The 20,527-nt window shown below is 63.0% G+C and carries 15 protein-coding genes and 1 tRNA gene; 3 read left to right on the forward strand and 13 right to left on the reverse strand.

The window, feature by feature from the left end; translation table 11 throughout:
- Window positions 1–142: 142 nt before the first annotated feature.
- The 3 genes from RT688_RS10990 to RT688_RS11000 all read left to right on the forward strand — a co-directional run bounded on the left by RT688_RS10990 (window position 143) and on the right by RT688_RS11000 (window position 4,975).
- Complete coding sequence (locus tag RT688_RS10990; RefSeq protein ID WP_313704920.1) at window positions 143–817, forward strand: energy transducer TonB; 675 nt, start codon at window positions 143–145, stop codon at window positions 815–817.
- A 128-nt stretch (window positions 818–945) separates the two neighbouring features.
- Entirely contained in the window at window positions 946–3,267 is a 2,322-nt protein-coding gene (locus RT688_RS10995; RefSeq protein ID WP_313704921.1) for a M28 family peptidase, read from the forward strand.
- Window positions 3,268–3,337: 70 nt separating this feature from the next.
- Window positions 3,338–4,975, forward strand: a complete 1,638-nt coding sequence (locus RT688_RS11000) for a M28 family peptidase (protein ID WP_313704922.1) — start codon at window positions 3,338–3,340, stop codon at window positions 4,973–4,975.
- A gap of 212 nt (window positions 4,976–5,187) precedes the next feature.
- Here RT688_RS11000 and sodC read toward each other — a convergent pair whose 3' ends face one another.
- From sodC to RT688_RS11065, 13 genes are all read right to left on the reverse strand, one after another.
- Window positions 5,188–5,715, reverse strand: coding sequence for a superoxide dismutase [Cu-Zn] SodC (gene sodC / locus RT688_RS11005; protein ID WP_313704923.1), 528 nt, complete (start codon window positions 5,713–5,715; stop codon window positions 5,188–5,190).
- A 185-nt stretch (window positions 5,716–5,900) separates the two neighbouring features.
- Window positions 5,901–6,083: a hypothetical protein gene (locus RT688_RS11010; RefSeq protein ID WP_313704924.1), complete on the reverse strand. Its 183-nt coding sequence runs from the start codon at window positions 6,081–6,083 to the stop codon at window positions 5,901–5,903.
- Between the two features lie 412 nt (window positions 6,084–6,495).
- Window positions 6,496–7,080, reverse strand: coding sequence for a PEP-CTERM sorting domain-containing protein (locus tag RT688_RS11015; RefSeq protein WP_313704925.1), 585 nt, complete (start codon window positions 7,078–7,080; stop codon window positions 6,496–6,498).
- A 230-nt stretch (window positions 7,081–7,310) separates the two neighbouring features.
- The gene (locus RT688_RS11020; RefSeq protein ID WP_313704934.1) at window positions 7,311–7,811 is read right to left on the reverse strand and encodes an arsinothricin resistance N-acetyltransferase ArsN1 family B; all 501 of its coding nucleotides are present in this window, start codon (window positions 7,809–7,811) and stop codon (window positions 7,311–7,313) included.
- 147 nt (window positions 7,812–7,958) lie between these two features.
- Window positions 7,959–12,203, reverse strand: coding sequence for a DNA-directed RNA polymerase subunit beta' (gene rpoC / locus RT688_RS11025; RefSeq protein ID WP_313704926.1), 4,245 nt, complete (start codon window positions 12,201–12,203; stop codon window positions 7,959–7,961).
- 153 nt (window positions 12,204–12,356) lie between these two features.
- Window positions 12,357–16,466, reverse strand: coding sequence for a DNA-directed RNA polymerase subunit beta (gene rpoB, locus RT688_RS11030; protein WP_313704927.1), 4,110 nt, complete (start codon window positions 16,464–16,466; stop codon window positions 12,357–12,359).
- Window positions 16,467–16,746: 280 nt separating this feature from the next.
- Window positions 16,747–17,124 carry a 50S ribosomal protein L7/L12 gene (gene rplL, locus RT688_RS11035; protein WP_036245558.1) on the reverse strand — a complete coding sequence of 126 codons (378 nt, stop codon included), beginning with the start codon at window positions 17,122–17,124 and terminating at the stop codon, window positions 16,747–16,749.
- 69 nt (window positions 17,125–17,193) lie between these two features.
- The gene (gene rplJ, locus RT688_RS11040) at window positions 17,194–17,718 is read right to left on the reverse strand and encodes a 50S ribosomal protein L10 (RefSeq protein WP_312550424.1); all 525 of its coding nucleotides are present in this window, start codon (window positions 17,716–17,718) and stop codon (window positions 17,194–17,196) included.
- A 274-nt stretch (window positions 17,719–17,992) separates the two neighbouring features.
- On the reverse strand, window positions 17,993–18,691 hold the full coding sequence (gene rplA / locus RT688_RS11045; protein WP_313704928.1) for a 50S ribosomal protein L1: 699 nt from the start codon (window positions 18,689–18,691) through the stop codon (window positions 17,993–17,995).
- The gene (gene rplK, locus RT688_RS11050) at window positions 18,691–19,122 is read right to left on the reverse strand and encodes a 50S ribosomal protein L11 (RefSeq protein WP_313704929.1); all 432 of its coding nucleotides are present in this window, start codon (window positions 19,120–19,122) and stop codon (window positions 18,691–18,693) included. The genes rplA and rplK overlap by 1 nt, the downstream gene beginning before the upstream one ends.
- Window positions 19,123–19,234: 112 nt before the next feature.
- On the reverse strand, window positions 19,235–19,858 hold the full coding sequence (nusG, locus tag RT688_RS11055) for a transcription termination/antitermination protein NusG (RefSeq protein ID WP_313704930.1): 624 nt from the start codon (window positions 19,856–19,858) through the stop codon (window positions 19,235–19,237).
- Window positions 19,858–20,247 (reverse strand): preprotein translocase subunit SecE, encoded by a 390-nt coding sequence (gene secE / locus RT688_RS11060; RefSeq protein WP_313704931.1) that lies wholly within the window; start codon window positions 20,245–20,247, stop codon window positions 19,858–19,860. The genes nusG and secE overlap by 1 nt, the downstream gene beginning before the upstream one ends.
- Window positions 20,248–20,283: 36 nt before the next feature.
- Window positions 20,284–20,359, reverse strand: a tRNA-Trp gene (locus RT688_RS11065).
- Window positions 20,360–20,527: the final 168 nt, after the last annotated feature.

Raw genomic sequence — 20,527 nt, forward strand, 5'->3', positions numbered from 1 at the left:
GTTGCCGAGAAAACGCTTTACTCTTTGCTACCATGTAGCATATATTTATTCCACAAGTTAGAAACATGCTGTTCCTTCCGTAGTAAAAGCCCTGCATTGGCCTTCCCGGCCGCCGCATGGGCACCAACAAAAGGAGATCGCCATGCATTTCTCTCATACCTACGATGGCAACGGCGGCAAGGCCGGCAAGTTCGCCCTGGTCGCCGGCCTGCACGCGCTGATCGCGGTCGGCGTGGTCAACATGATGAATGCGAAAGTCATCTCGCTGCCGAACCTGCCCAAGGACCTGACCGTCTTCATGACGCCCGAGCCGCTGGTGCCGCCGCCACCGCCGCCCGATCCGCCGCGGCCGATGCCGCAAGTCGCGCCGCCCGAGATCGTGGTGCCGAAGGTCGAAGTCGAGGTGCCGCCGCCGCCAATGGAGAACCCGGTGCGCGCCACCACCGACATCGATCCCGCGCCGCCGCAGCCGGCCCAGCCGATGCAGGCCGAGGTCCCGGCCCAGCCATCGAACACCGCCGCGAACAACGGCGCGATGCGCAGCATCGCCCTGGCCGAAGCGAGCGGTTGCGCCACGCCCGCCTATCCGGCGCGCGCCGCGCGCAACCAGGAAACCGGCACCGTCGTCCTGGCGCTCCTGATCGGCACCGACGGGCGCGTCGCGAATGCCCGCGTGCAGAAGTCGAGCGGCTCGCGCGACCTCGACAAGGCCGCCCTGAACGCCCTGAGCATGTGCCAGTTCAAGCCCGGCATGAACAACGGCGTGCCGGAAGCCGGCTGGGGCCAGATCGCCTTCGACTGGAAGCTCGAAGGCTAGCCGAACCAATCCCCGTTTGTGCCCGCCATCCCTCAGCCTGGCGGGTTTTTTTGTGCCTTTTAGCGCCCTCGAACGAGGGCAGGCAGCAGCTCGGCCCGCAATAACGATAACAACGCAAGGACTGACCCATGATCCCCGATCCAGACCGGACTGCGCCCGGCACGCCGGCCGGCATTGCCGCCGCCCTCCTGTTCGTCGTTCTCGTCGCCTGGCTGGCGCTGCGCGAGCCGGATGCGCCGCGGCCGCCGCCCGCGCCGGTCGACGCGCCCGCTGCGCAGTTCGCCGCCGGCCGCGCCCTCGCGCACCTGGCCATGCTCGCGCAAACGCCGCGCCCGATCGCCAGCGACGCGAACCGCCGGGCGCGCGGCTACTTCGTGGGGCAGTTGCAGACGCTCGGCCTGGATCCGCAGGTGCAGCGCGCGACCGTGCAGAAGAACTACGTCGACTACAACGCCAACTACGAGGCCATCGTCGGCGTGGTGCACAACGTGCTGGTGCGGCTGCCCGGAACCAGCCCTGACCGGCTGCGCCGCCGGGCCCTGCTGGTCGCGGCGCACTACGACAGCGCCCCCGCCAGCGCCGGCGCCGCCAAGGGCGCGCCGGCGGCGGCGCTGCTCGAGATGCTGCGTGCGCTGCGCACGGGGCCGCCCCTGGCGAACGACGTGATCGTGCTGTTCGCCGACGGCGAGCATGCCGGCGGCCTGGGCATGCAGGCCTTCGCCGAGCAGCATCCGTGGGCGCGTGACGTCGGCCTGGCGCTGCGTTTCGATGCCGGCGGCAGCGGCGGGCCGCTGATGCTGTACAACGCGCGCGGCGCGAACGTCGGCGCGATCGACGGCTGGCGCCGCGCCGCGCCAAGCGTGCGCGGCTCCTCGCTGATGCACGACATCTACCAGCTCGCGCCAGGCGCGCTGCGCATCGGCGCCCTCGACAAGCTCGATGCGCCGGTGCTGCAGTTCGCGAACATCGGTTTGCCGCTGGACCGCGACGGGGAGCGCGACAGCCTCGCGCGCCTGGACGGGTCGACCGTCCAGCAAACCGGCGACGCGATGCTGCGCCTGGCACGCCAGTTCGGGAACGCGGCGCTGGACCCGCGCCGCGCCGGTGTGCAGGTGTTTTTCGAATTACCGTTCGGGGCCATGGTCCACTACAGCGGCGAGGTGGTGTGGCCCCTCGCGCGCCTGACCTGCCTGCTGCTGTTCGGCGCGGCCTGCCTTGCCTGCCAGCGCGCGGGCCTGCGCTACGTCCCCTTCCTGCAGGCGGTCTTCGTCGTGCCCGCGATCGCGGTGGCGCTGGGCATCGGCGCCTGGCAGTTGTGGCTGCACGTGCCCGAGCTGCACCGCGCCTGGAACCCGGCGGCGCCGCAGCTGGCGCGCCATGCCCTGGCCTACCTAGTTGGCGTATGCGCGCTGGCGGCGGCCGGCTTCGTCCTGGCCCAGCGCCGCCTGCAGCGGCATACCGGCGTCACGGCGGCGGCGCTGGCCGCGCTGGCGGCATGGACCCTGGTGCTGCTGCTGGCGAGCTGGCGCGCGCCCGGCGCCAGCTACCTGGTCGCCTGGCCGCTGGTCGCCGCCCTCGCCTGCTTCGCCGCCCTGCACACGCGCCGCGTGGCCGCCTGGCCGCCGAACGCGCGCCTGGCCCTGCTGCTGGCCAGCAGCGCGCCGGCGATCCTGCTGGTGCTGCCGGCGCTGCGCGAGACCTTCCTGGTGCTCTCGCCGCAGCGCATGAACCTGCCGGTGGCGATGCTGGCGCTGCTGCTCGGGCTGTCGACGGTGCTGCTGGCGCTGCATGCGCGGCGCTACGTGGCGCGCGCCCTGCTGCTGGCGGGACTGGGCTCGCTGGCGCTGGCCGGCACGGCCGAGGAATTCGACGAGGCGCCGCCCGCGCGCGCGAACCGCCTGGTCTACTACAAGGACATGCCGACCTGGGACGCCTACTGGCTGAAGCCCGCCGGGCCGCTCGACGCATGGGAAAAAGCGCTGTTCGCCAACCTGAGCCGGCCGCATCGTTTCGTGAACGTGTTCGGCTGGGAGAAGCCCGAGCAGTGGTATGCCTGGGCGCCGCGCACCGGCCTGGAATTCCCTTTCATCCGCATCCTGCGCAACGGCAAGGCGCCCGACCGCCACGCCGACTTCACGCTGGTCTCCAAGAACCACGCGCCCGCGATCCGCCTGGAGGTGATCGGCGCACGCGCGCTGCGCACCACGATGAACGGCCGCGTCTTGACCGACAAGGAGGCCAAGACCCTGAAGATCGTCGTCTACGGGATGGAAGACGCGTTGCTGCACTTTCGCATCGGCGTGCTGGGCGATCCGATCTTCGCCGTGCGGGTCGAGGAAATCGTGCCGGGCCTGCCGGAACACCTGCTGCCGCCACGGCCCGTCGGCGCCGCGCCGCCCATTCCGCTGAGCGGAACATCGGTGTCCGCGGACACGCTGTGGTTCTACTAGAAACAACAATGCCCTACAATGTGGCGCGCACTCAGCAGTGCGCTTCCACTAACCATCGCAGCAGGATTCCATGCACAAGATCGTCTCCTCCGTTGTCGTTACCGCCCTCGCCAGCAGCCTGGCGCTCGCCTATCCCGCCCACGCCGCAGGCAAGGCGCCCGCCGCCACCGTCAAGGAAGCGCCGCTGCGCGCGCACCTGGCCTTCCTCGCATCCGACGCCGTCGAGGGCCGCGGCACCGGCCAGCGCGGCGGCGAACTGACCGTCACCTATCTCGAGACCCAGGCCATGGCCGCCGGCCTGCTGCCGGCCAACGGCACCAGCTACCGCCAGGAAGTCAAGATCGCGGGCGTGCGCGCGCTGCCGGAGAAGAGCAATGTCGGCATTGTCGCCGGCGGCCAGGCGCTGCCCCTGAACTTCGGCGCCGACTGGGTCTGGGGTCCGGGCGACGCCAAGCCGGATCACAGCATGGACGCGGAACTGGTCTTCGTCGGCTACGGCATCAGCGCGCCGGAAGAAGGCTGGGACGACTTCAAGGGCCTGGACGCCAAGGGCAAGGTGCTGGTCATGATGGTCAACGACCCGGCCCCGACCGCCGCCGAGCCGAACCGCTTCAACGGCGCCGGCCTGACCTTTTACGGCCGCTGGACCTATAAACTGGCCGAAGCGGCGCGCCAGGGCGCGGCCGGCGTCCTGCTGATCCACACCGACGCCTCGGCTTCCTACGGCTGGAGCGTGGTGCAGAACAGCTGGGCCGCCGCCGAGCGCTTCCAGCTGGCCGACGCCGATCTCGGCACCGGCATGCAGGGCTGGATCACCGACGCCACCGCGCGCAAGCTGTTCGCCGCCGCCGGCCAGGACCTCGACAAGCTGCGCGCCGCCGCCGAAGACAAGAACTTCAAGCCGGTCGTGCTGAACGCGCGCGTCAAAGGCGAGGCGCGCGCCGCCGTGCGCACCCTGAACGAGTACAACGTGGCCGGCATCGTGCCGGGTACCGATCCGAAGCTGAAGGACGAAGTCGTCATCTACAGCGCGCACTGGGACCACATGGGCAAGCAGGGCACCGAAGGCGACACCATCTTCAATGGCGCGGTCGACAACGCCTCCGGCACCGCCGCCCTGCTGGCGATGGCGCAGGAAGCGGCGCGCGCACCGAGCAAGCGCAGCCAGATGTTCCTGTGGGTCGCGGCCGAGGAGCAGGGCCTGCTGGGCAGCGCGGCCTATGCCGCGAAACCGCTGTGGCCGATCGAGAAGACCGCCGCCAACCTCAACCTGGACAGCCTGAACTGGGTCGGCCTGGTCAAGGACGTCAGCGTGCCGGGCAGCGAGCGCACCGAACTGGGCGCCATGGCAGCGGCCACCGCCAAGGCCATGGGCCTGACGGTCGCCCCGTCCAGGCCGGACCTGGCCGGCGGCTACTTCCGCAGCGACCACTTCAGCTTCGCGAAAGCCGGCGTGCCGGCCTTCTCGGTCGGCGCCGGCAGCACCTGGGCCAAGGACGCCGAAGCGAACAGCGCGAAGGCCAAGACCTACCGCGCCAAGTACCACCAAGCGAACGACGAATACGATCCGAGCTGGGACCTGTCGGGCATGGTGCAGCAGGCGCAGTTCACGCTGAACCTGGGCCGCATGGTCGCCGATGCGCCGAAGATGCCGGCCTGGAAAGCCGGCGATCCTTTCGGCAAGGCACGCACCGCCGCCGCCAAGTAATTCGTCAGCGGTAAACGCAAAACGCCCGGTCAAATGACCGGGCGTTTTTGTTCCTGCACATTGTCGACAATGTTCTGCGCGGTGGCCAATGCATTGGCGTAGGGTGGACACCTGTGTCCACGCGGTACGGCTCCTGCACAATGGCACGCACTACTGTCGCCGAAGTACGTTGAAATATTATTTCATGTGACGCCTTACGTTGAAATATTATTTCACTCAATAATCCCGCACACGATCCTCGCCCCGCCACCGCCCAGCGGCGCCGGGTGATCCGAGTGATTATCCCCGCCCGCATGCACCATCAAGGCCTTGCCCTTGACGTCGGACAGCTTCAAACGCGGCGCCAGCACCGGATTGTTGGCCGCCCCCGAGCTCTCGACATACAGCGCCGGCAAATCGCCGATATGGCCATCGCCCCACGGCAGGCCATGCTTCTTGCTGCCGGTCGTATCCAGGTGGCCGCCCGCGGCGCCCGCCGGCACCGGCTTGCCATCCTTCTGGTTGGTCGCGCAGCTGTTGTTCTCGTGGACGTGGAAGCCGTGCACGCCCGGCGGCAGGCCGGTCAGCGCAGGCGTGAACACCAGGCCGTATTTCGTTTCGCTGATGGTGACGGTGCCGGCCGATTTGCCGACGCCGGCATCGGACACCGTGTTCATCGTCGCGCGCATCTCGGCGGCGTGCACGGACGCTCCCAGCCAGGTGGAGCACAGCAGCGCCGCGCAGATCCATTGAGCTTTCATCGCATATCCCTTTCTTCGACAGTTATTGAACGAGACAACGCGCATCAGTGTAGAACATCCGCCCGAACCGGGCCGTCCGGCTTGCCCGGTCAAGCCGGCGGCAAAAAAAAGGACCGGCCTGGGCCGGTCCAATGTCGTTCGTTGCGCGCGCTGGACGCTTATGAATTGCTGCGCCTTGCGGTATTTCAGTCCAGGCCGTAGACGTGACACAGGCGGCGGAAGGTGGTGCAGTCGCCACCGGCATAGCAGATTTCCTGCATTTCGAGGCAGGTTTCGTACGACGGCAGCGCCCAGGCCGGCGCCATTGCGGACACCATCACGCCCGACGCCACGGCGACGGCAAATACGGCTTTTTTAAAGATATTCATCGTGCACTCTCCATTATTGGAATATTTATGCGATTGAAAATCCTGCTGTTTCCGCCATAAAAAAGCGGTAATAAATACTAGCATTGCAATTTTATGATGGCAAAAACTATTTTTACCCGTTTGGCATTTTGTCTTTATCGATTCATGCCGAATAAATAATTTTCACGCTCATTGCATAATTGATTCCAAATATCCATGCTATGGATGAGCTGTTCCCTCGCCTCATCGGTTCGCCCAAGTCGAGCGCGATAACGGAAGGTGTGATTCTCGTTACGGAAGGAAGGGCTGGCGATCCATTTTCGCCGCAGCTCAGCCGCGATGCGAACGAATGCGCCATGCCGGGCGGCGCTGCGCCGCTTGCGTGGGAAGGAAAGAACGGGACGCGCTGGCGGCGTCCCGCTGGCGGGCAATCTCAGCCGCGTTTGGCCGCGAATTTGCGGCGCGCGGCGGCGGCGCCGAACAGGCCCAGGCCGAACAGGGCGACATTGCCCGGTTCCGGTACCTGGTTGGCATTCGCGATCGCGAAGTTCCACACGTTCAGGTAGCTGCTATTCACGTTGTCGCCGATGTTGGCGACGCCGGCCACCAGCTGGTACACGCCCGCGGTGGCGGCCGTATAGCTGAATTTCACCGCGCCGGAATTGTTCGCCTGGCCGGTGTTCGACACGTCGCGCGCGAACAGGTTCATGCCGTTGATCGAGACGAAGCTGCTGTCGTTATAAGGCAGGTAGTCGACGGCATAAAACTGGGCGTAACCGGTCAGCACGTCGCCGGCATCGAGTTCGATCGCCTGCGAAATCGTCGTGTAGACACCGGCGCCAAGGCCTGCATACAGGGCCGCCACCTTGGTCTCGACCGTGCCGGTGACCATCACGTTGCCTTCGGTCTCCCAGCCGGTGAAATCGCCGGTGCCGAAATCGCCGTTGACGATGACGCCGGCCGAAGCGGTGTTGGCAAGAAGTGCGAAAGCGGCTGCTGCGATGAGCTTGTTTTTCATGTTATTGCTTCCTAGTTTGGGTTGGACACGATCCTAGTAGCAATACTCATGCCTACGAGAAAATAATTATTTGAGTCAATTAGTTACCTGAGGAAATTCGTGCTGCATATCGGGGTGTGTAAGGTTTTTCGACAGAAAATCGGGCCCGACAATGACCACCCCTGATCGACGAAGCGCTCGACCACCTCCTCCACGTTCTCCGCTCCCCTCCATTTGTCGGCCTTGCCGGGTCAGCCCAACTGCAGCTGCCAGTAACCGACATCGATCCAGTTACCGAACTTGCGGCCCACCTCGCTGAAATGCGCAACCTTGCGAAACCCCAGCCGCTCGTGCAGGCGCACGCTGGCGTCGTTCGGCTGGGCGATACCGGCGATCGCCAGGTGCAGTTCGCGCTGGCGCAGCTCGGTGAGCAGGGCCTCGTACAGCATGCGCCCGGCCCCCTGCCCGGTCCGTTGACGGTCAAGGTAGACCGACGTCTCGACCGAAAACCGGTATGCCGGGCGCACCCGCCATTTGGTGGCGTAGGCGTAGCCGACCAGCGTGTCGCCATCCATCAGGACCAGCCAGGGCAGGTTCGCGCTAGCCACATCCGCAATGCGCTGGGCCATGTCGGCGGGCGTGATCGGCTCTTCCTCGAACGATATCGTGGTCTGCGTAATGTAGTGGTTGTAGATGACGCAGATCGCTGCGGCATCGGCGCTGCCGACGAGGTGAATGGATAGCGAAGGCATGATGTGGGCAGGTTGTTCAGGTTGCATGTTGAGCAAGTTGCAAACCATGGTAGCGCGCATTGGCCATCCATTGACAAGAAATGGACGAAAAAAAACGGCACCCCAAGGGGTGCCGTTTTCGCTAGCAAAGCTCAGCAGCTAATCTGATTACTCGGCGTCGCCGTGATGCTCCGTGGTCTGCGCCTGCGCCTGGTCTTCCATCGCCTGCAGCTCGGCAGCCATGTTGGCCTTCTCCTGCTGCAGCAGCGCCTGGCGCTCTTCCGCTTCCCACACTTCCTTCTCCTTGCGGGCGCGGTGGAATGCGAGACCCGTACCGCCTGGGATCAGGCGGCCGACGATGACGTTTTCCTTCAGGCCGCGCAGACCGTCGCGCTTGCCCATGATCGCCGCTTCGGTGAGGACGCGGGTGGTTTCCTGGAACGATGCGGCCGAGATGAACGAGTCGGTCGACAGCGATGCCTTGGTAATACCCAGCAGCACGTTTTCGTACTGTGCCGGCAGCTTGCCGACGGCGTTGACCTTGTCGTTCTCTTCCAGCAGCTCCGAACGCTCCACCTGCTCGCCGACGATGTAGTCGGTGTCGCCGGCGTCGGTGATCTGCACGCGGCGCAGCATCTGGCGAACGATCACCTCGATGTGCTTGTCGTTGATCTTCACGCCCTGCAGACGGTAGACGTCCTGCACTTCGTCGACGATGTAACGGGCCAGCGCTTCGATACCCAGCAGGCGCAGGATGTCCTGCGGATCGGCCGGACCATCGACAATCATCTCGCCCTTGTTCACCACCTGGCCGTCGTGCACCAGCACTTGCTTGTCCTTGGTGATCAGGAACTCGTGCTTGTTGCCGTCCATGTCCGTGATTTCCAGACGCTGCTTGCCTTTGGTTTCCTTACCGAATGCAACCGTACCGGTGACTTCCGCCAGCATGCCCGCGTCTTTCGGCGAACGTGCTTCGAACAGTTCGGCAACGCGCGGCAGACCACCGGTAATGTCGCGGGTCTTCTGCGATTCGGTCGGGATACGTGCCAGCACTTCACCCACCGATACCTGCTGGCCATCCTTGACCATGATCAGCGCGCCGACCTGGAAGCCGATCGTCACGGCGTGCTCGGTGCCGGCGATCTTGACTTCCTGGCCTTCTTCGTTCAGCAGCTTGACCTGCGGACGCAGGACCTTGCCCGAACCACGGCGCTTCGGATCGATTGCCACCAGGGTCGACAGGCCGGTCACTTCGTCCACCTGGCGAGCGACGGTGACGCCCTCTTCCACGTTTTCGAACTTGATGGTACCTGCGTACTCGGTGATGATCGGACGGGTCAGCGGATCCCAGGTCGACAGCGCGGTACCGGCCTTGACTTGCTGGCCGTCCTTGACGATCAGGGTCGCGCCGTACGGCACCTTGTGACGCTCGCGCTCGCGGCCGTGGTCGTCCGTGATCAGCACTTCGCCGGAACGCGAAATGACGATCTGGGCGCCCTTGCCGTTGGTGACGTAACGCATGGTCGCGGTGAAGCGGACCGTGCCGTTCGACTTGGCTTCGACCGACGAGGCCACTGCCGCACGCGATGCCGCACCACCGATGTGGAAGGTACGCATGGTCAGCTGGGTACCCGGCTCACCGATCGACTGTGCAGCGACCACACCAACCGCTTCGCCGGCGTTGACCAGCAAGCCGCGGCCCAGGTCGCGGCCGTAGCACTTGGCGCACAGGCCGTAGCGGGTGTCGCAGTTCAGCGGGGTGCGGACCTTCACTTCGTCGATGCCGACGCGTTCGATCTCTTCGACCATGTCTTCGTCCAGCAGCGTGCCGGCTTCGAACAGGGTTTCCTGGGTTTCCGGATTCACGATGTCGGTACCGGCAACGCGGCCGAGGATACGGTCGCGCAGCGGCTCGATGACTTCACCGCCTTCGACCATCGCCTTCATGTGCGTGCCGTTGGTGGTGCCGCAATCGTCCTCGATGACGACCAGATCCTGGGTCACGTCGACCAGGCGGCGGGTCAGGTAACCCGAGTTCGCGGTCTTCAGTGCCGTATCCGCCAGACCTTTACGAGCGCCGTGGGTCGAGATGAAGTACTGCAGAACGTTCAGGCCTTCGCGGAAGTTCGCCGTAATCGGCGTCTCGATAATCGAGCCGTCCGGTTTCGCCATCAGGCCGCGCATACCGGCCAGCTGGCGGATCTGGGCTGCCGAACCACGGGCGCCCGAGTCGGCCATCATGTAAATCGCGTTGAACGATTCCTGGGTGCTTTCGGTGCCGTCACGCTTGGTGACCGGTTCCACTTTCAGCTGGTCCATCATCGCCTTGCCGACTTCGTCCGAGGTCTTGCCCCAGATGTCGACGACCTTGTTGTAACGCTCGCCGGCGGTGACCAGACCCGAGGCGTACTGCTGCTCGATCTGCTTCACTTCCGCTTCGGCGGTCGCGATCATGCCCTTCTTGACGTCCGGGATCAGCATGTCGTCGACGGCGATCGAGATGCCGGCGCGGGTCGCCAGGCGGAAGCCCGACTGCATCAGCTTGTCCGCGAAGACGACGGTCGCACGCAGGCCGCACTTGCGGAACGACGTGTTGATCAGCTTCGAGATTTCCTTCTTCTTCAGGGCGCGGTTCAGCACCGAGAACGGCAGGCCTTTCGGCAGGATCTCGGAGAGAATTGCACGGCCGACGGTGGTCTCGTAGCGGGTCACGGTGCGTTCGAATTCATCGGTACCGGCAACGCGCGGGTACTCGACGATACGCACGGTGATGCGGGTCGCCAGTTCGACTTCCTTGTTGTCGTACGCGCGGATGACTTCCGACACGTCCGGGAACATCATGCCTTCGCCCTTGGCGTTGATCGCCTCGCGGGTCGCGTAGTACAGACCCAGCACGATATCCTGCGACGGCACGATCGACGGTTCGCCGTTCGACGGGAACAGGATGTTGTTCGAGGCCAGCATCAGGGTGCGGGCTTCCATCTGCGCTTCGATCGACAGGGGGACGTGGACTGCCATCTGGTCACCGTCGAAGTCGGCGTTAAACGCCGCGCAGACCAGCGGGTGCAGCTGGATTGCCTTGCCTTCGATCAGGACCGGCTCGAACGCCTGGATACCGAGACGGTGCAGGGTTGGTGCACGGTTCAGCATGACCGGGTGTTCCTTGATGACGTCTTCCAGGATGTCCCAGACGACCGGCTCTTGCACTTCGACCAGCTTCTTGGCGGCCTTGATGGTGGTCGCGAGACCCATCAGTTCCAGCTTGTTGAAGATGAAGGGCTTGAACAGTTCCAGGGCCATCAGCTTCGGCAGGCCGCACTGGTGCAGTTTCAGCTGCGGGCCGACCACGATGACCGAACGGCCCGAGTAGTCGACGCGCTTGCCCAGCAGGTTTTGACGGAAACGGCCGCCCTTACCCTTGATCATTTCGGCCAGCGACTTCAGCGGACGCTTGTTGGCGCCGGTCATCGCCTTGCCGCGACGGCCGTTGTCCAGCAGCGAGTCCACTGCTTCCTGCAGCATGCGCTTTTCGTTACGCGTAATGATTTCCGGCGCGCGCAGTTCCATCAGGCGCTTCAGGCGGTTATTACGGTTGATGACGCGGCGGTACAGGTCGTTCAGGTCGGACGTCGCGAAACGGCCGCCGTCCAGCGGGACGAGCGGACGCAGCTCCGGCGGCAGGACCGGGAGCACTTCCATGATCATCCATTCAGGCTTGATGCCCGAGCGCTGGAACGCCTCGAGCACTTTCAGGCGCTTGGCGTATTTCTTGATCTTCGCTTCGGACTTCGATTCCTTCAGCTCGACGCGCAGGGCTTCGGCATCGCGGTGGATGTCGATCGAGCGCAGCAGTTCACGGATGCCTTCGGCGCCCATGTACGCGGTGAAGTCGTCGCCGTACTCTTCGTACTTGGCGGCGTAATCGTCTTCCGACATGATCTGGCACTTCTTCAGCGGAGTCATGCCAGGATCGGTCACGACGTATGCTTCGAAGTACAACACGCGTTCGATGTCGCGCAGGGTCATGTCCAGGACCATGCCCAGACGCGACGGCAGCGACTTCAGGAACCAGATGTGCGCGGTCGGCGAGGCCAGCTCGATGTGGCCCATGCGCTCACGACGCACCTTGGCCAGCGTCACTTCGACGCCGCACTTTTCGCAGATCACGCCGCGGTGTTTCAGGCGCTTGTACTTGCCGCACAGGCACTCATAATCCTTGATCGGGCCAAAGATCTTGGCGCAGAACAGGCCGTCACGCTCCGGCTTGAAGGTACGGTAGTTGATGGTCTCGGGCTTCTTGACTTCACCGAACGACCACGAACGAATTTTTTCAGGCGACGCCAGGCCAATCTTGATGGCGTCGAAACTTTCATTTTGCTGTACTTGCTTGAATAGATCGAGCAGTGCTTTCATGTATCACTCCAGAGGTGACTAAATTTCATTGCGAGGCGCCGCTTGCGCAGCGCCTCAAACCAAGCGGCAATTCAGGAGTCGGACAGGAGTACTTTGGGGCTCCCGCCCGGATGGCAAGACCAATCTCTCAGCCTTGCCCCTCCGTCCTGCTTCTTAGTTGCGCTCGAGGTCGATGTCGATACCCAGCGAGCGGATTTCCTTGACCAGCACGTTGAACGATTCAGGCATGCCGGCGTCGATCACGTGGTCACCCTTGACCAGGTTCTCGTACACCTTGGTACGGCCATTCACGTCATCCGACTTGACAGTCAGCATTTCCTGCAGCACGTACGATGCGCCGTACGCTTCCAGTGCCCACACCTCCATCTCACCGAAGCGCTGGCCACCGAACTGGGCTTTACCGCCCAGCGGCTGCTGCGTCACCAGCGAGTACGGACCGGTCGAACGGGCGTGCATCTTGTCGTCGACCAGGTGGTGCAGCTTCAGCATGTGCATGAAGCCGACGGTGACCTTGCGCTCGAATGCTTCGCCGGTGCGGCCGTCGTACATCGTGACCTGGTTCTTCGACGGGGTCATGCCGAGGTTGGCGGCGATGTCGTCCGGGAACGCCAGGTCCAGCATGCGGCGGATGTCTTCCTCGTGGGCGCCATCGAACACCGGGGTCGCGAACGGCACGCCGTTCTTGAGGTTGTGCGCCAGGCTCAGGATTTCTTCATCGCTGAAGTTGTCCAGGTCTTCCTTGCGGCCGGTTTCGTTGTAGATCTTGCCCAGGAAGGTGCGCAGATCCGCTGCCTTCGCTTGCGCCGCCAGCATTTCGCCGATGCGCCAGCCCAGGCCCTTGGCTGCCCAACCGAGGTGGGTTTCCAGGATCTGGCCGACGTTCATACGCGACGGAACGCCCAGCGGGTTCAGCACGACGTCAGCCGGACGGCCATCGGCCATGAACGGCATGTCTTCGACCGGCACGATACGCGAGACCACACCCTTGTTACCGTGGCGGCCCGCCATCTTGTCGCCCGACTGCAGGCGGCGCTTGACGGCCAGGTAGACCTTGACCATCTTCTGCACGCCAGGCTGCAGCTCGTCGCCTTGCGTCAACTTCTTGCGCTTCTCTTCGAAGGCCAGGTCGTACTGGTGGCGCTTCTCGTTGATCGACTCCTTGATCGCCTCCAGTGCGTTGGCGGTCTCGTCGTCGGCCGGACGGATGTCGAACCAGTGGAACTTGTCCAGGTCGGCCAGGTACTCGGCGGTGATGACAGCGCCTTTCGACAGCTTCTTCGGACCGCCGTTGACGACTTTACCGATCAGCATACGCTCCAGACGCTGGAAGGCGTCGCCTTCCACGATACGCATCTGGTCGTTCAGGTCCAGGCGGAAACGCTTCAGCTCGTCGTCGATGATCTGCTGGGCGCGCTTGTCGCGCTGGATGCCTTCGCGGGTGAACACTTGCACGTCGATGACGGTACCAACCATGCCCGACGGCACGCGCAGCGAGGTGTCCTTCACGTCCGAGGCTTTTTCGCCGAAGATCGCGCGCAGCAGCTTTTCTTCCGGGGTCAGCTGGGTTTCGCCCTTCGGGGTCACCTTACCGACCAGCACGTCGCCGGCGGTCACTTCCGCGCCGATGTAGACGATGCCCGACTCGTCGAGGCGAGCCAGCTGGTTTTCCGCCAGGTTCGAGATGTCGCGGGTGATCTCTTCCGCACCGAGCTTGGTGTCGCGCGCGACGACCGACAGCTCTTCGATGTGGATCGAGGTGTAGCGATCGTCCTTGACCACGTTTTCCGAGATCAGGATCGAGTCCTCGAAGTTCAGGCCGTTCCACGGCATGAAGGCCACCAGCATGTTCTGGCCGAGTGCCAGTTCGCCCAGGTCGGTCGATGCGCCGTCGGCGATCACGTCGCCGCGGGCGACACGGTCACCCACCTGCACGATCGGACGCTGGTTGATGTTGGTGTTCTGGTTCGAACGGGTGTACTTGATCAGGTTGTAGATGTCGACACCGACTTCGCCGGCTTGCGCCTCGTCGTCGTTGACACGAATAACCACACGGCCCGCGTCGATGTAGTCGACGACGCCACCACGGACGGCCTGCACGGTCGTGCCCGAGTCGACCGCGACGGTGCGCTCGATGCCGGTGCCGACCACGGCCTTTTCAGGACGCAGGCAAGGAACCGCCTGGCGCTGCATGTTGGCGCCCATCAGTGCACGGTTCGCGTCATCGTGCTCGAGGAACGGAATCAGCGAGGCTGCGACCGACACGATCTGGCCCGGGGCCACGTCCATGTACTGGATGCGCTCTGGCGAGACCAGGATGGTTTCGCCGGCTTCGCGCGCCGACACCAGTTCGTCGATCAGCTGGCCTTCGTCGTTGATTTTGGCGTTGGCCTGGGCGATGATGTAGCGGCCCTCTTCGATCGCCGACAGGTAGTCGATCTTGTCGGTGACCTTCGAACCTTCGACCTTGCGGTACGGGGTTTCCAGGAAGCCGTATTCGTTCAGGCGGGCGTACAGAGCCAGCGAGTTGATCAGGCCGATGTTCGGGCCTTCAGGCGTTTCGATCGGGCAGACGCGGCCGTAGTGGGTCGGGTGCACGTCGCGCACCTCGAAGCCGGCGCGTTCGCGGGTCAGGCCGCCCGGGCCCAGTGCGGAAACGCGGCGCTTGTGCGTGATTTCCGACAGCGGGTTGGTCTGGTCCATGAACTGCGACAGCTGCGACGAACCGAAGAATTCGCGGATAGCCGCAGAGATGGGCTTCGAATTGATCAAATCGTGCGGCATCAGGTTGTCCGCTTCGGCCTGGCCGAGGCGTTCCTTGACGGCGCGCTCGACGCGCACCAGGCCGGCGCGGAACTGGTTTTCTGCCAGTTCGCCGACGCAACGCACGCGGCGGTTGCCCAGGTGGTCGATGTCGTCGACTTCGCCGCGGCCATTGCGCAGCTCGACCAGGATCTTGATCACGGCCAGGATGTCGTCGTTCGACAGGGTCATGTCGCCGGTCAGCTCGTCGCGACCGATGCGGCGGTTGAACTTCATGCGGCCGACAGCCGACAGGTCGTAGCGCTCAGGGCTGTAGAACAGGCCGTTGAACAGGGCCTCGACCGATTCTTCGGTCGGCGGTTCGCCAGGACGCATCATGCGGTAGATCGCCACGCGCGCGGCCATCTGGTCGGCGGTGTCGTCGGTGCGCAGGGTCTGCGAGATGTAGGCGCCCTGGTCCAGGTCGTTGGTGTACAGGGTCTGGATCGATTCGATGTTGGCGTCGCGCAGCTTGCCCAGCAGTTCGTCGGTCAGCTCGTCGTTGGCGTTGGCGATGACTTCGCCGGTGTCGCCGTCGACGACGTTGGTCGCCAGCACGCGGCCGACCAGGTAGTCTTCCGGTACCGAGATGGCCTTGATGCCGGCCGCCTCGATGTCGCGCACGTGCTTGGCGTTGATGCGCTTATCCTTCGTCACGATGGTCTTGCCGGTCTTCGGATCGACGATGTCGAAGCGCGCGACTTCGCCGCGCAGGCGTTCGGACACGAACTCCAGCTCGGCGCCTTCCGAGCGCAGGGTGAAATTGTCGAAGACGAAGAAGTTCGCCAGGATCTGTTCCGGCGTCATGCCAATGGCCTTCAGCAGGATCGTCACCGGCATCTTGCGGCGGCGGTCGACGCGGAAGAACAGGATGTCCTTCGGGTCGAACTCGAAGTCCAGCCACGAGCCGCGGTAAGGAATGATACGGGCCGAGAACAGCAGCTTGCCCGACGAGTGCGTCTTGCCGCGGTCGTGCTCGAAGAACACGCCCGGCGAACGGTGCAGCTGGGAGACGATCACACGCTCGGTGCCGTTGATGACGAACGAACCGTTGGCGGTCATGAGCGGCAGTTCGCCCATGTACACTTCCTGCTCTTTCATTTCCTTGACGACCGGCTTGGTCGGCGATTCCTTGTCCAGGATCACCAGGCGCACCTTGGCGCGCAGCGGCGAAGCGAAGGTCAGGCCACGCTGCTGGCATTCCTTGACGTCAAACGCGGGGTCGCCCAGCACGTAGGACAGGAACTCGAGGCGCGCAAAGCCGTTATGCGACACGATCGGGAAAATCGAGGTGAAAGCCGATTGCAGGCCTTCGTTCTTGCGCACGGAGGGGACGGCGTCCGCTTGCAGGAAATTCTCGTAGGATTCAAGCTGGGTAGCCAGAAGATATGGAACGTTGTGAACGTTGGCGCGCTTCGCGAACGACTTGCGAATGCGTTTCTTCTCAGTAAATGAGTAGTGCATGGACACTCCGTGAGTGACAGAAAGGATGAGAATTCAGGGATTGCCAGTGGCGGTCACCACATACAAGGCCTCAAGTCTCTTCTTGTTCCGCCAGATGAAAAGGACAACCGTACTGCTGTGTTACGATTTATTCTGTGCTGCGTGATGCCGGTACTGCAGGGATAGCGTTTTTGCCGCAGGGACGACAAAAGAGCCAAAGCCGCAGCCCCCGCCTTCCGGCAGGGGTGTGCAAGCTTTGACTCCGGCTCCGGGCGCCTGAACGGCGCCCTTTGCGTATGTATTACTTGAGCTCGGCCTTGGCGCCAGCTTCTTCCAGCTTCTTCTTGGCGGCTTCAGCGTCAGCTTTCGGCAGGGCTTCCTTGACGGTCTTCGGTGCGCCGTCGACCAGGTCCTTGGCTTCTTTCAGGCCCAGACCGGTGATTTCGCGGACGGCCTTGATGACGCCGACCTTGTTCGCGCCGACTTCGGCCAGAACAACGTTGAACTCGGTCTGCTCTTCAGCAGCAGCTGCGCCGCCAGCGGCACCGCCAGCTGCCGGTGCTGCCATTGCAGCTGCCGACACGCCGAACTTCTCTTCGAAAGCCTTGACCAGGTCGTTCAGTTCCATGACCGACATTGCGCCAACTGCGTCCAGGAACTCTTCTTTGCTAATTGCCATTTGAAACTCCAAATATTGTGTGTGTGTAGTACAGGTTTGGTTCTACTTGAACAGAAAGTCGCGAAGCGATTACGCTTCGGTGGCTTCCGCTGCCGGAGCAGCGGCGCCTTCGCCTTTTTGTGCTGCGACTGCAGCCAGAACTCGTGCAAAGCCCGACACCGGTGCCTGCATGACGCCCAGCAGCTGGGCGATGAGGACTTCACGGCTCGGGATGCTTGCCAGCGCGGTCACGCCGGCGACATCCAGTGCCTTACCAGCGTAGTTACCGGCTTTCACGACCAGCTTGTCGTTGGTTTTAGCGAAGTCGTTGATGACTTTAGCTGCTGCAACGGCATCGTCCGAGATCGAGTAGATCAGCGGACCGGTCATGGAATCGGCCAGCGAGGCAAACTGCGTGCCCTCAACCGAGCGACGAGCCAGCGTGTTCTTCAGAACACGCAGGTAGACGCCCTGGGCACGTGCGGCTGCACGGAGTTTGGTCAAGTGAGCAACCTGGATGCCACGGTACTCAGCCACGACGATGGTTTGCGCGGTTGCAACTTTAGCGCTTACCTCTTCGACGACGGCCTTTTTGTCATTCAGATTAAGACCCACGGTCAATCTCCTTAAATGATGCGGACAACATGTCTGCATCGGTTCGAACACGGCGTCCGAAGTTAAGAAGTCAATCTAACGCGGATGAACTCACGCAGCGTGGACTACAAAACTTGTTCGGGTACACCATCTGCGTTGGGTGTGCTTTTAACCTCCTGCCCAACCTCTGCATTCGGCCCAACGGTCTTTGATTGCCTGCCGGAGCGGTGTTCCTGCCCCGGCAGCCCAAAGATGCGCCCCGCGCTGTTCTGCGGGGACTTGATTCTTGCTTTAATTAAGCAGCGGCGATCGAAGCGTGATCGACACGGACGCCAGCGCCCATGGTCGACGAGATCGCGACCTTGCGCAGGTACACGCCCTTCGAGGTAGCCGGCTTGGCCTTGTTCAGGGCGTCGATCAGCGCGGCCAGGTTGGCCTTCAGATCGGCGTCCGAGAACGACTTGCGGCCGATGGTCGCGTGGATGATACCTGCCTTGTCGGTACGGTACTGGACCTGACCGGCCTTGGCGTTCTTGACGGCGCCAGCCACGTCCGGGGTCACGGTGCCAACCTTCGGGTTCGGCATCAGGCCGCGCGGGCCCAGGATCTGGCCCAGGGTACCGACGATACGCATGGTGTCCGGCGAAGCGATGACGACGTCGAACGGCATGTCGCCGGCCTTGACGCGCTCTGCCAGGTCTTCCATGCCGACGATGTCGGCGCCGGCTGCCTTGGCGGCTTCAGCCTTGTCGCCCGAAGCGAACACGGCGACGCGCACGGTCTTGCCGGTGCCTGCTGGCAGGACGACCGAACCACGAACGACCTGGTCCGACTTCTTCGGATCCACGCCCAGCTGAACGGCGACATCGATCGACTCGTTGAACTTGGCGGTTGCGAATTCCTTGACGATCGACAGTGCGTTGTCGAAGGCGTAGACCTTGTTACGGTCGACTTTCGCTTTCATTTCTTTGACGCGCTTGGACAGCTTAGCCATTACACACCCTCCACCGTGATGCCCATCGAACGTGCCGAGCCGGCGATGATACGCACTGCGGCGTCCATGTCGGCGGCGGTCAGGTCCGGCTGCTTGGTTTTTGCGATTTCTTCAGCCTGAGCACGGGTCAGCGAGCCCACCTTGTCGGTGTGCGGCTTGGCGGAACCCTTGGTGATGCCAGCGGCTTTCTTGATCAGGTAGGTTGCCGGCGGGGTCTTCATCACGAAGGTGAAGGACTTGTCGGCGAACGCGGTGATCACGACCGGGATCGGCATGCCTGGCTCGAAACCTTGGGTCTGGGCGTTGAACGCCTTGCAGAATTCCATGATGTTCAGGCCGCGCTGACCGAGTGCAGGACCGATCGGTGGGGATGGGTTTGCCTTACCAGCCGGGACTTGCAGCTTGATAAAGCCAATAATTTTCTTTGCCATGAATGGCTCCTAGATTGGCATTGAGTAGTAGCGCCCCACCGCTACAACTCGCTCGGCGGGGCTCCTCTTACCGGATTCCGCCTTGCTGCTGCGACGCTCCGATTAAAGCGTTTTAGACTTTCTCTACCTGCCCGAACTCCAGTTCCACCGGAGTTGCGCGGCCGAAGATGGTGACAGTGACACGCACCTTCGATTTTTCGTAGTTGACTTCCTCGACGTTGCCGTTGAAGTCGGTGAACGGGCCTTCCTTGATGCGGACTTGCTCGCCCACTTCGTACAGCACTTTCGGCCTTGGCTTTTCGACGCCCTCCTGGACCTGCTGCATGATCTTGTCGATCTCGCGCGCCGGAATCGGGGTCGGCTTGTTCGATTTGCCGCCGATGAAGCCGGTGACCTTGCTGGTGTTCTTCACCAGGTGCCAGGTCTCGTCGGTCATTTCCATCTCGACCAGCACGTAGCCAGGGAAGAAGCGGCGCTCGGAAACCGATTTGCTGCCATTCTTGACTTCCACGACTTCTTCGGTCGGGACCAGGATGCGGCCGAATTGTTCCTGCATGCCGGCGCGGTCGATGCGCTCGGTGAGCGCACGCATGACGCTCTTTTCCATGCCGGAGTAGACATGTACGACGTACCAGCGCTTGTTGCTGACCGGGACGCTCAGCGGCGCAGCAGCGTCTTGTGCCGGAACGCCGGCCGCCGGGACTTCACCCGGCACGTTGTCAGCGTTTTCGCTCATCATTGTTTCCATCCCAGGATCAGGTCGTACAGCAGGAGCTCGAGAATCTTATCCGTGCCCCAGAGGAAGATCGCCATCACGACGACGAAGGCAAACACGATCATGGTGATCATGCGCGCTTCCTTATGGCTCGGCCAAACAACCTTCTTGGTTTCGCGAACGGACTCTTTGGCGAAGTTCAGGAACTCGCGGCCGGTGGTGGACGTCCACAAAAGCAGGACAGCAAAAACTAAACCAGCCACGAGGGCGCCGGCGGCGACCAAGGCTGGTTTGTTCTGGCCTTTCAGGTAAAAGAACCCGACTACGCCTGCAATCGCAGCAACCACCGCCAGGGCAACCTTGAACTTGTCATTCGAGGTGCTAACGGTTTGCACGGATTGATTAGACATTCTTCTTTACTTTCGGTGCTGCGCACCAGAATTCGGTGGCAGGGGCGGAGGGAATCGAACCCGCGACCTTCGGTTTTGGAGACCGACGCTCTGCCAATTGAGCTACACCCCTACGAAGACTTCAGCTGAATCACACATTCTACACCATGCGCGCGCATGGCGGGGAATGTTTTTTTAGAGGAGGAAACAATTCCTCCTCTAAAAGTACTACTTACTACAAATTACTTAGGCGATGATCTTGGCAACCACGCCGGCGCCGACGGTACGGCCGCCTTCGCGG

The sequence above is a fragment of the Massilia sp. genome (assembly GCF_032106685.1).
GTDB lineage: Bacteria > Pseudomonadota > Gammaproteobacteria > Burkholderiales > Burkholderiaceae_D > Telluria.

Bases quoted from the DNA above. Each gene is read 5' to 3' on its own strand.
- RT688_RS11015 (WP_313704925.1), bottom strand. From the start codon at position 7,080: ATGAAAAACAAGCTCATCGCAGCAGCCGCTTTCGCACTTCTTGCCAAC.
- rplA (WP_313704928.1), bottom strand. From the start codon at position 18,691: ATGGCTAAGCTGTCCAAGCGCGTCAAAGAAATGAAAGCGAAAGTCGAC.
- RT688_RS10990 (WP_313704920.1), top strand. From the start codon at position 143: ATGCATTTCTCTCATACCTACGATGGCAACGGCGGCAAGGCCGGCAAG.
- RT688_RS11010 (WP_313704924.1), bottom strand. From the start codon at position 6,083: ATGAATATCTTTAAAAAAGCCGTATTTGCCGTCGCCGTGGCGTCGGGC.
- sodC (WP_313704923.1), bottom strand. From the start codon at position 5,715: ATGAAAGCTCAATGGATCTGCGCGGCGCTGCTGTGCTCCACCTGGCTG.
- rplL (WP_036245558.1), bottom strand. From the start codon at position 17,124: ATGGCAATTAGCAAAGAAGAGTTCCTGGACGCAGTTGGCGCAATGTCG.
- rplK (WP_313704929.1), bottom strand. From the start codon at position 19,122: ATGGCAAAGAAAATTATTGGCTTTATCAAGCTGCAAGTCCCGGCTGGT.
- secE (WP_313704931.1), bottom strand. From the start codon at position 20,247: ATGTCTAATCAATCCGTGCAAACCGTTAGCACCTCGAATGACAAGTTC.
- RT688_RS11000 (WP_313704922.1), top strand. From the start codon at position 3,338: ATGCACAAGATCGTCTCCTCCGTTGTCGTTACCGCCCTCGCCAGCAGC.
- nusG (WP_313704930.1), bottom strand. From the start codon at position 19,858: ATGAGCGAAAACGCTGACAACGTGCCGGGTGAAGTCCCGGCGGCCGGC.
- rpoC (WP_313704926.1), bottom strand. From the start codon at position 12,203: ATGAAAGCACTGCTCGATCTATTCAAGCAAGTACAGCAAAATGAAAGT.
- rpoB (WP_313704927.1), bottom strand. From the start codon at position 16,466: ATGCACTACTCATTTACTGAGAAGAAACGCATTCGCAAGTCGTTCGCG.
- RT688_RS11020 (WP_313704934.1), bottom strand. From the start codon at position 7,811: ATGCCTTCGCTATCCATTCACCTCGTCGGCAGCGCCGATGCCGCAGCG.
- RT688_RS10995 (WP_313704921.1), top strand. From the start codon at position 946: ATGATCCCCGATCCAGACCGGACTGCGCCCGGCACGCCGGCCGGCATT.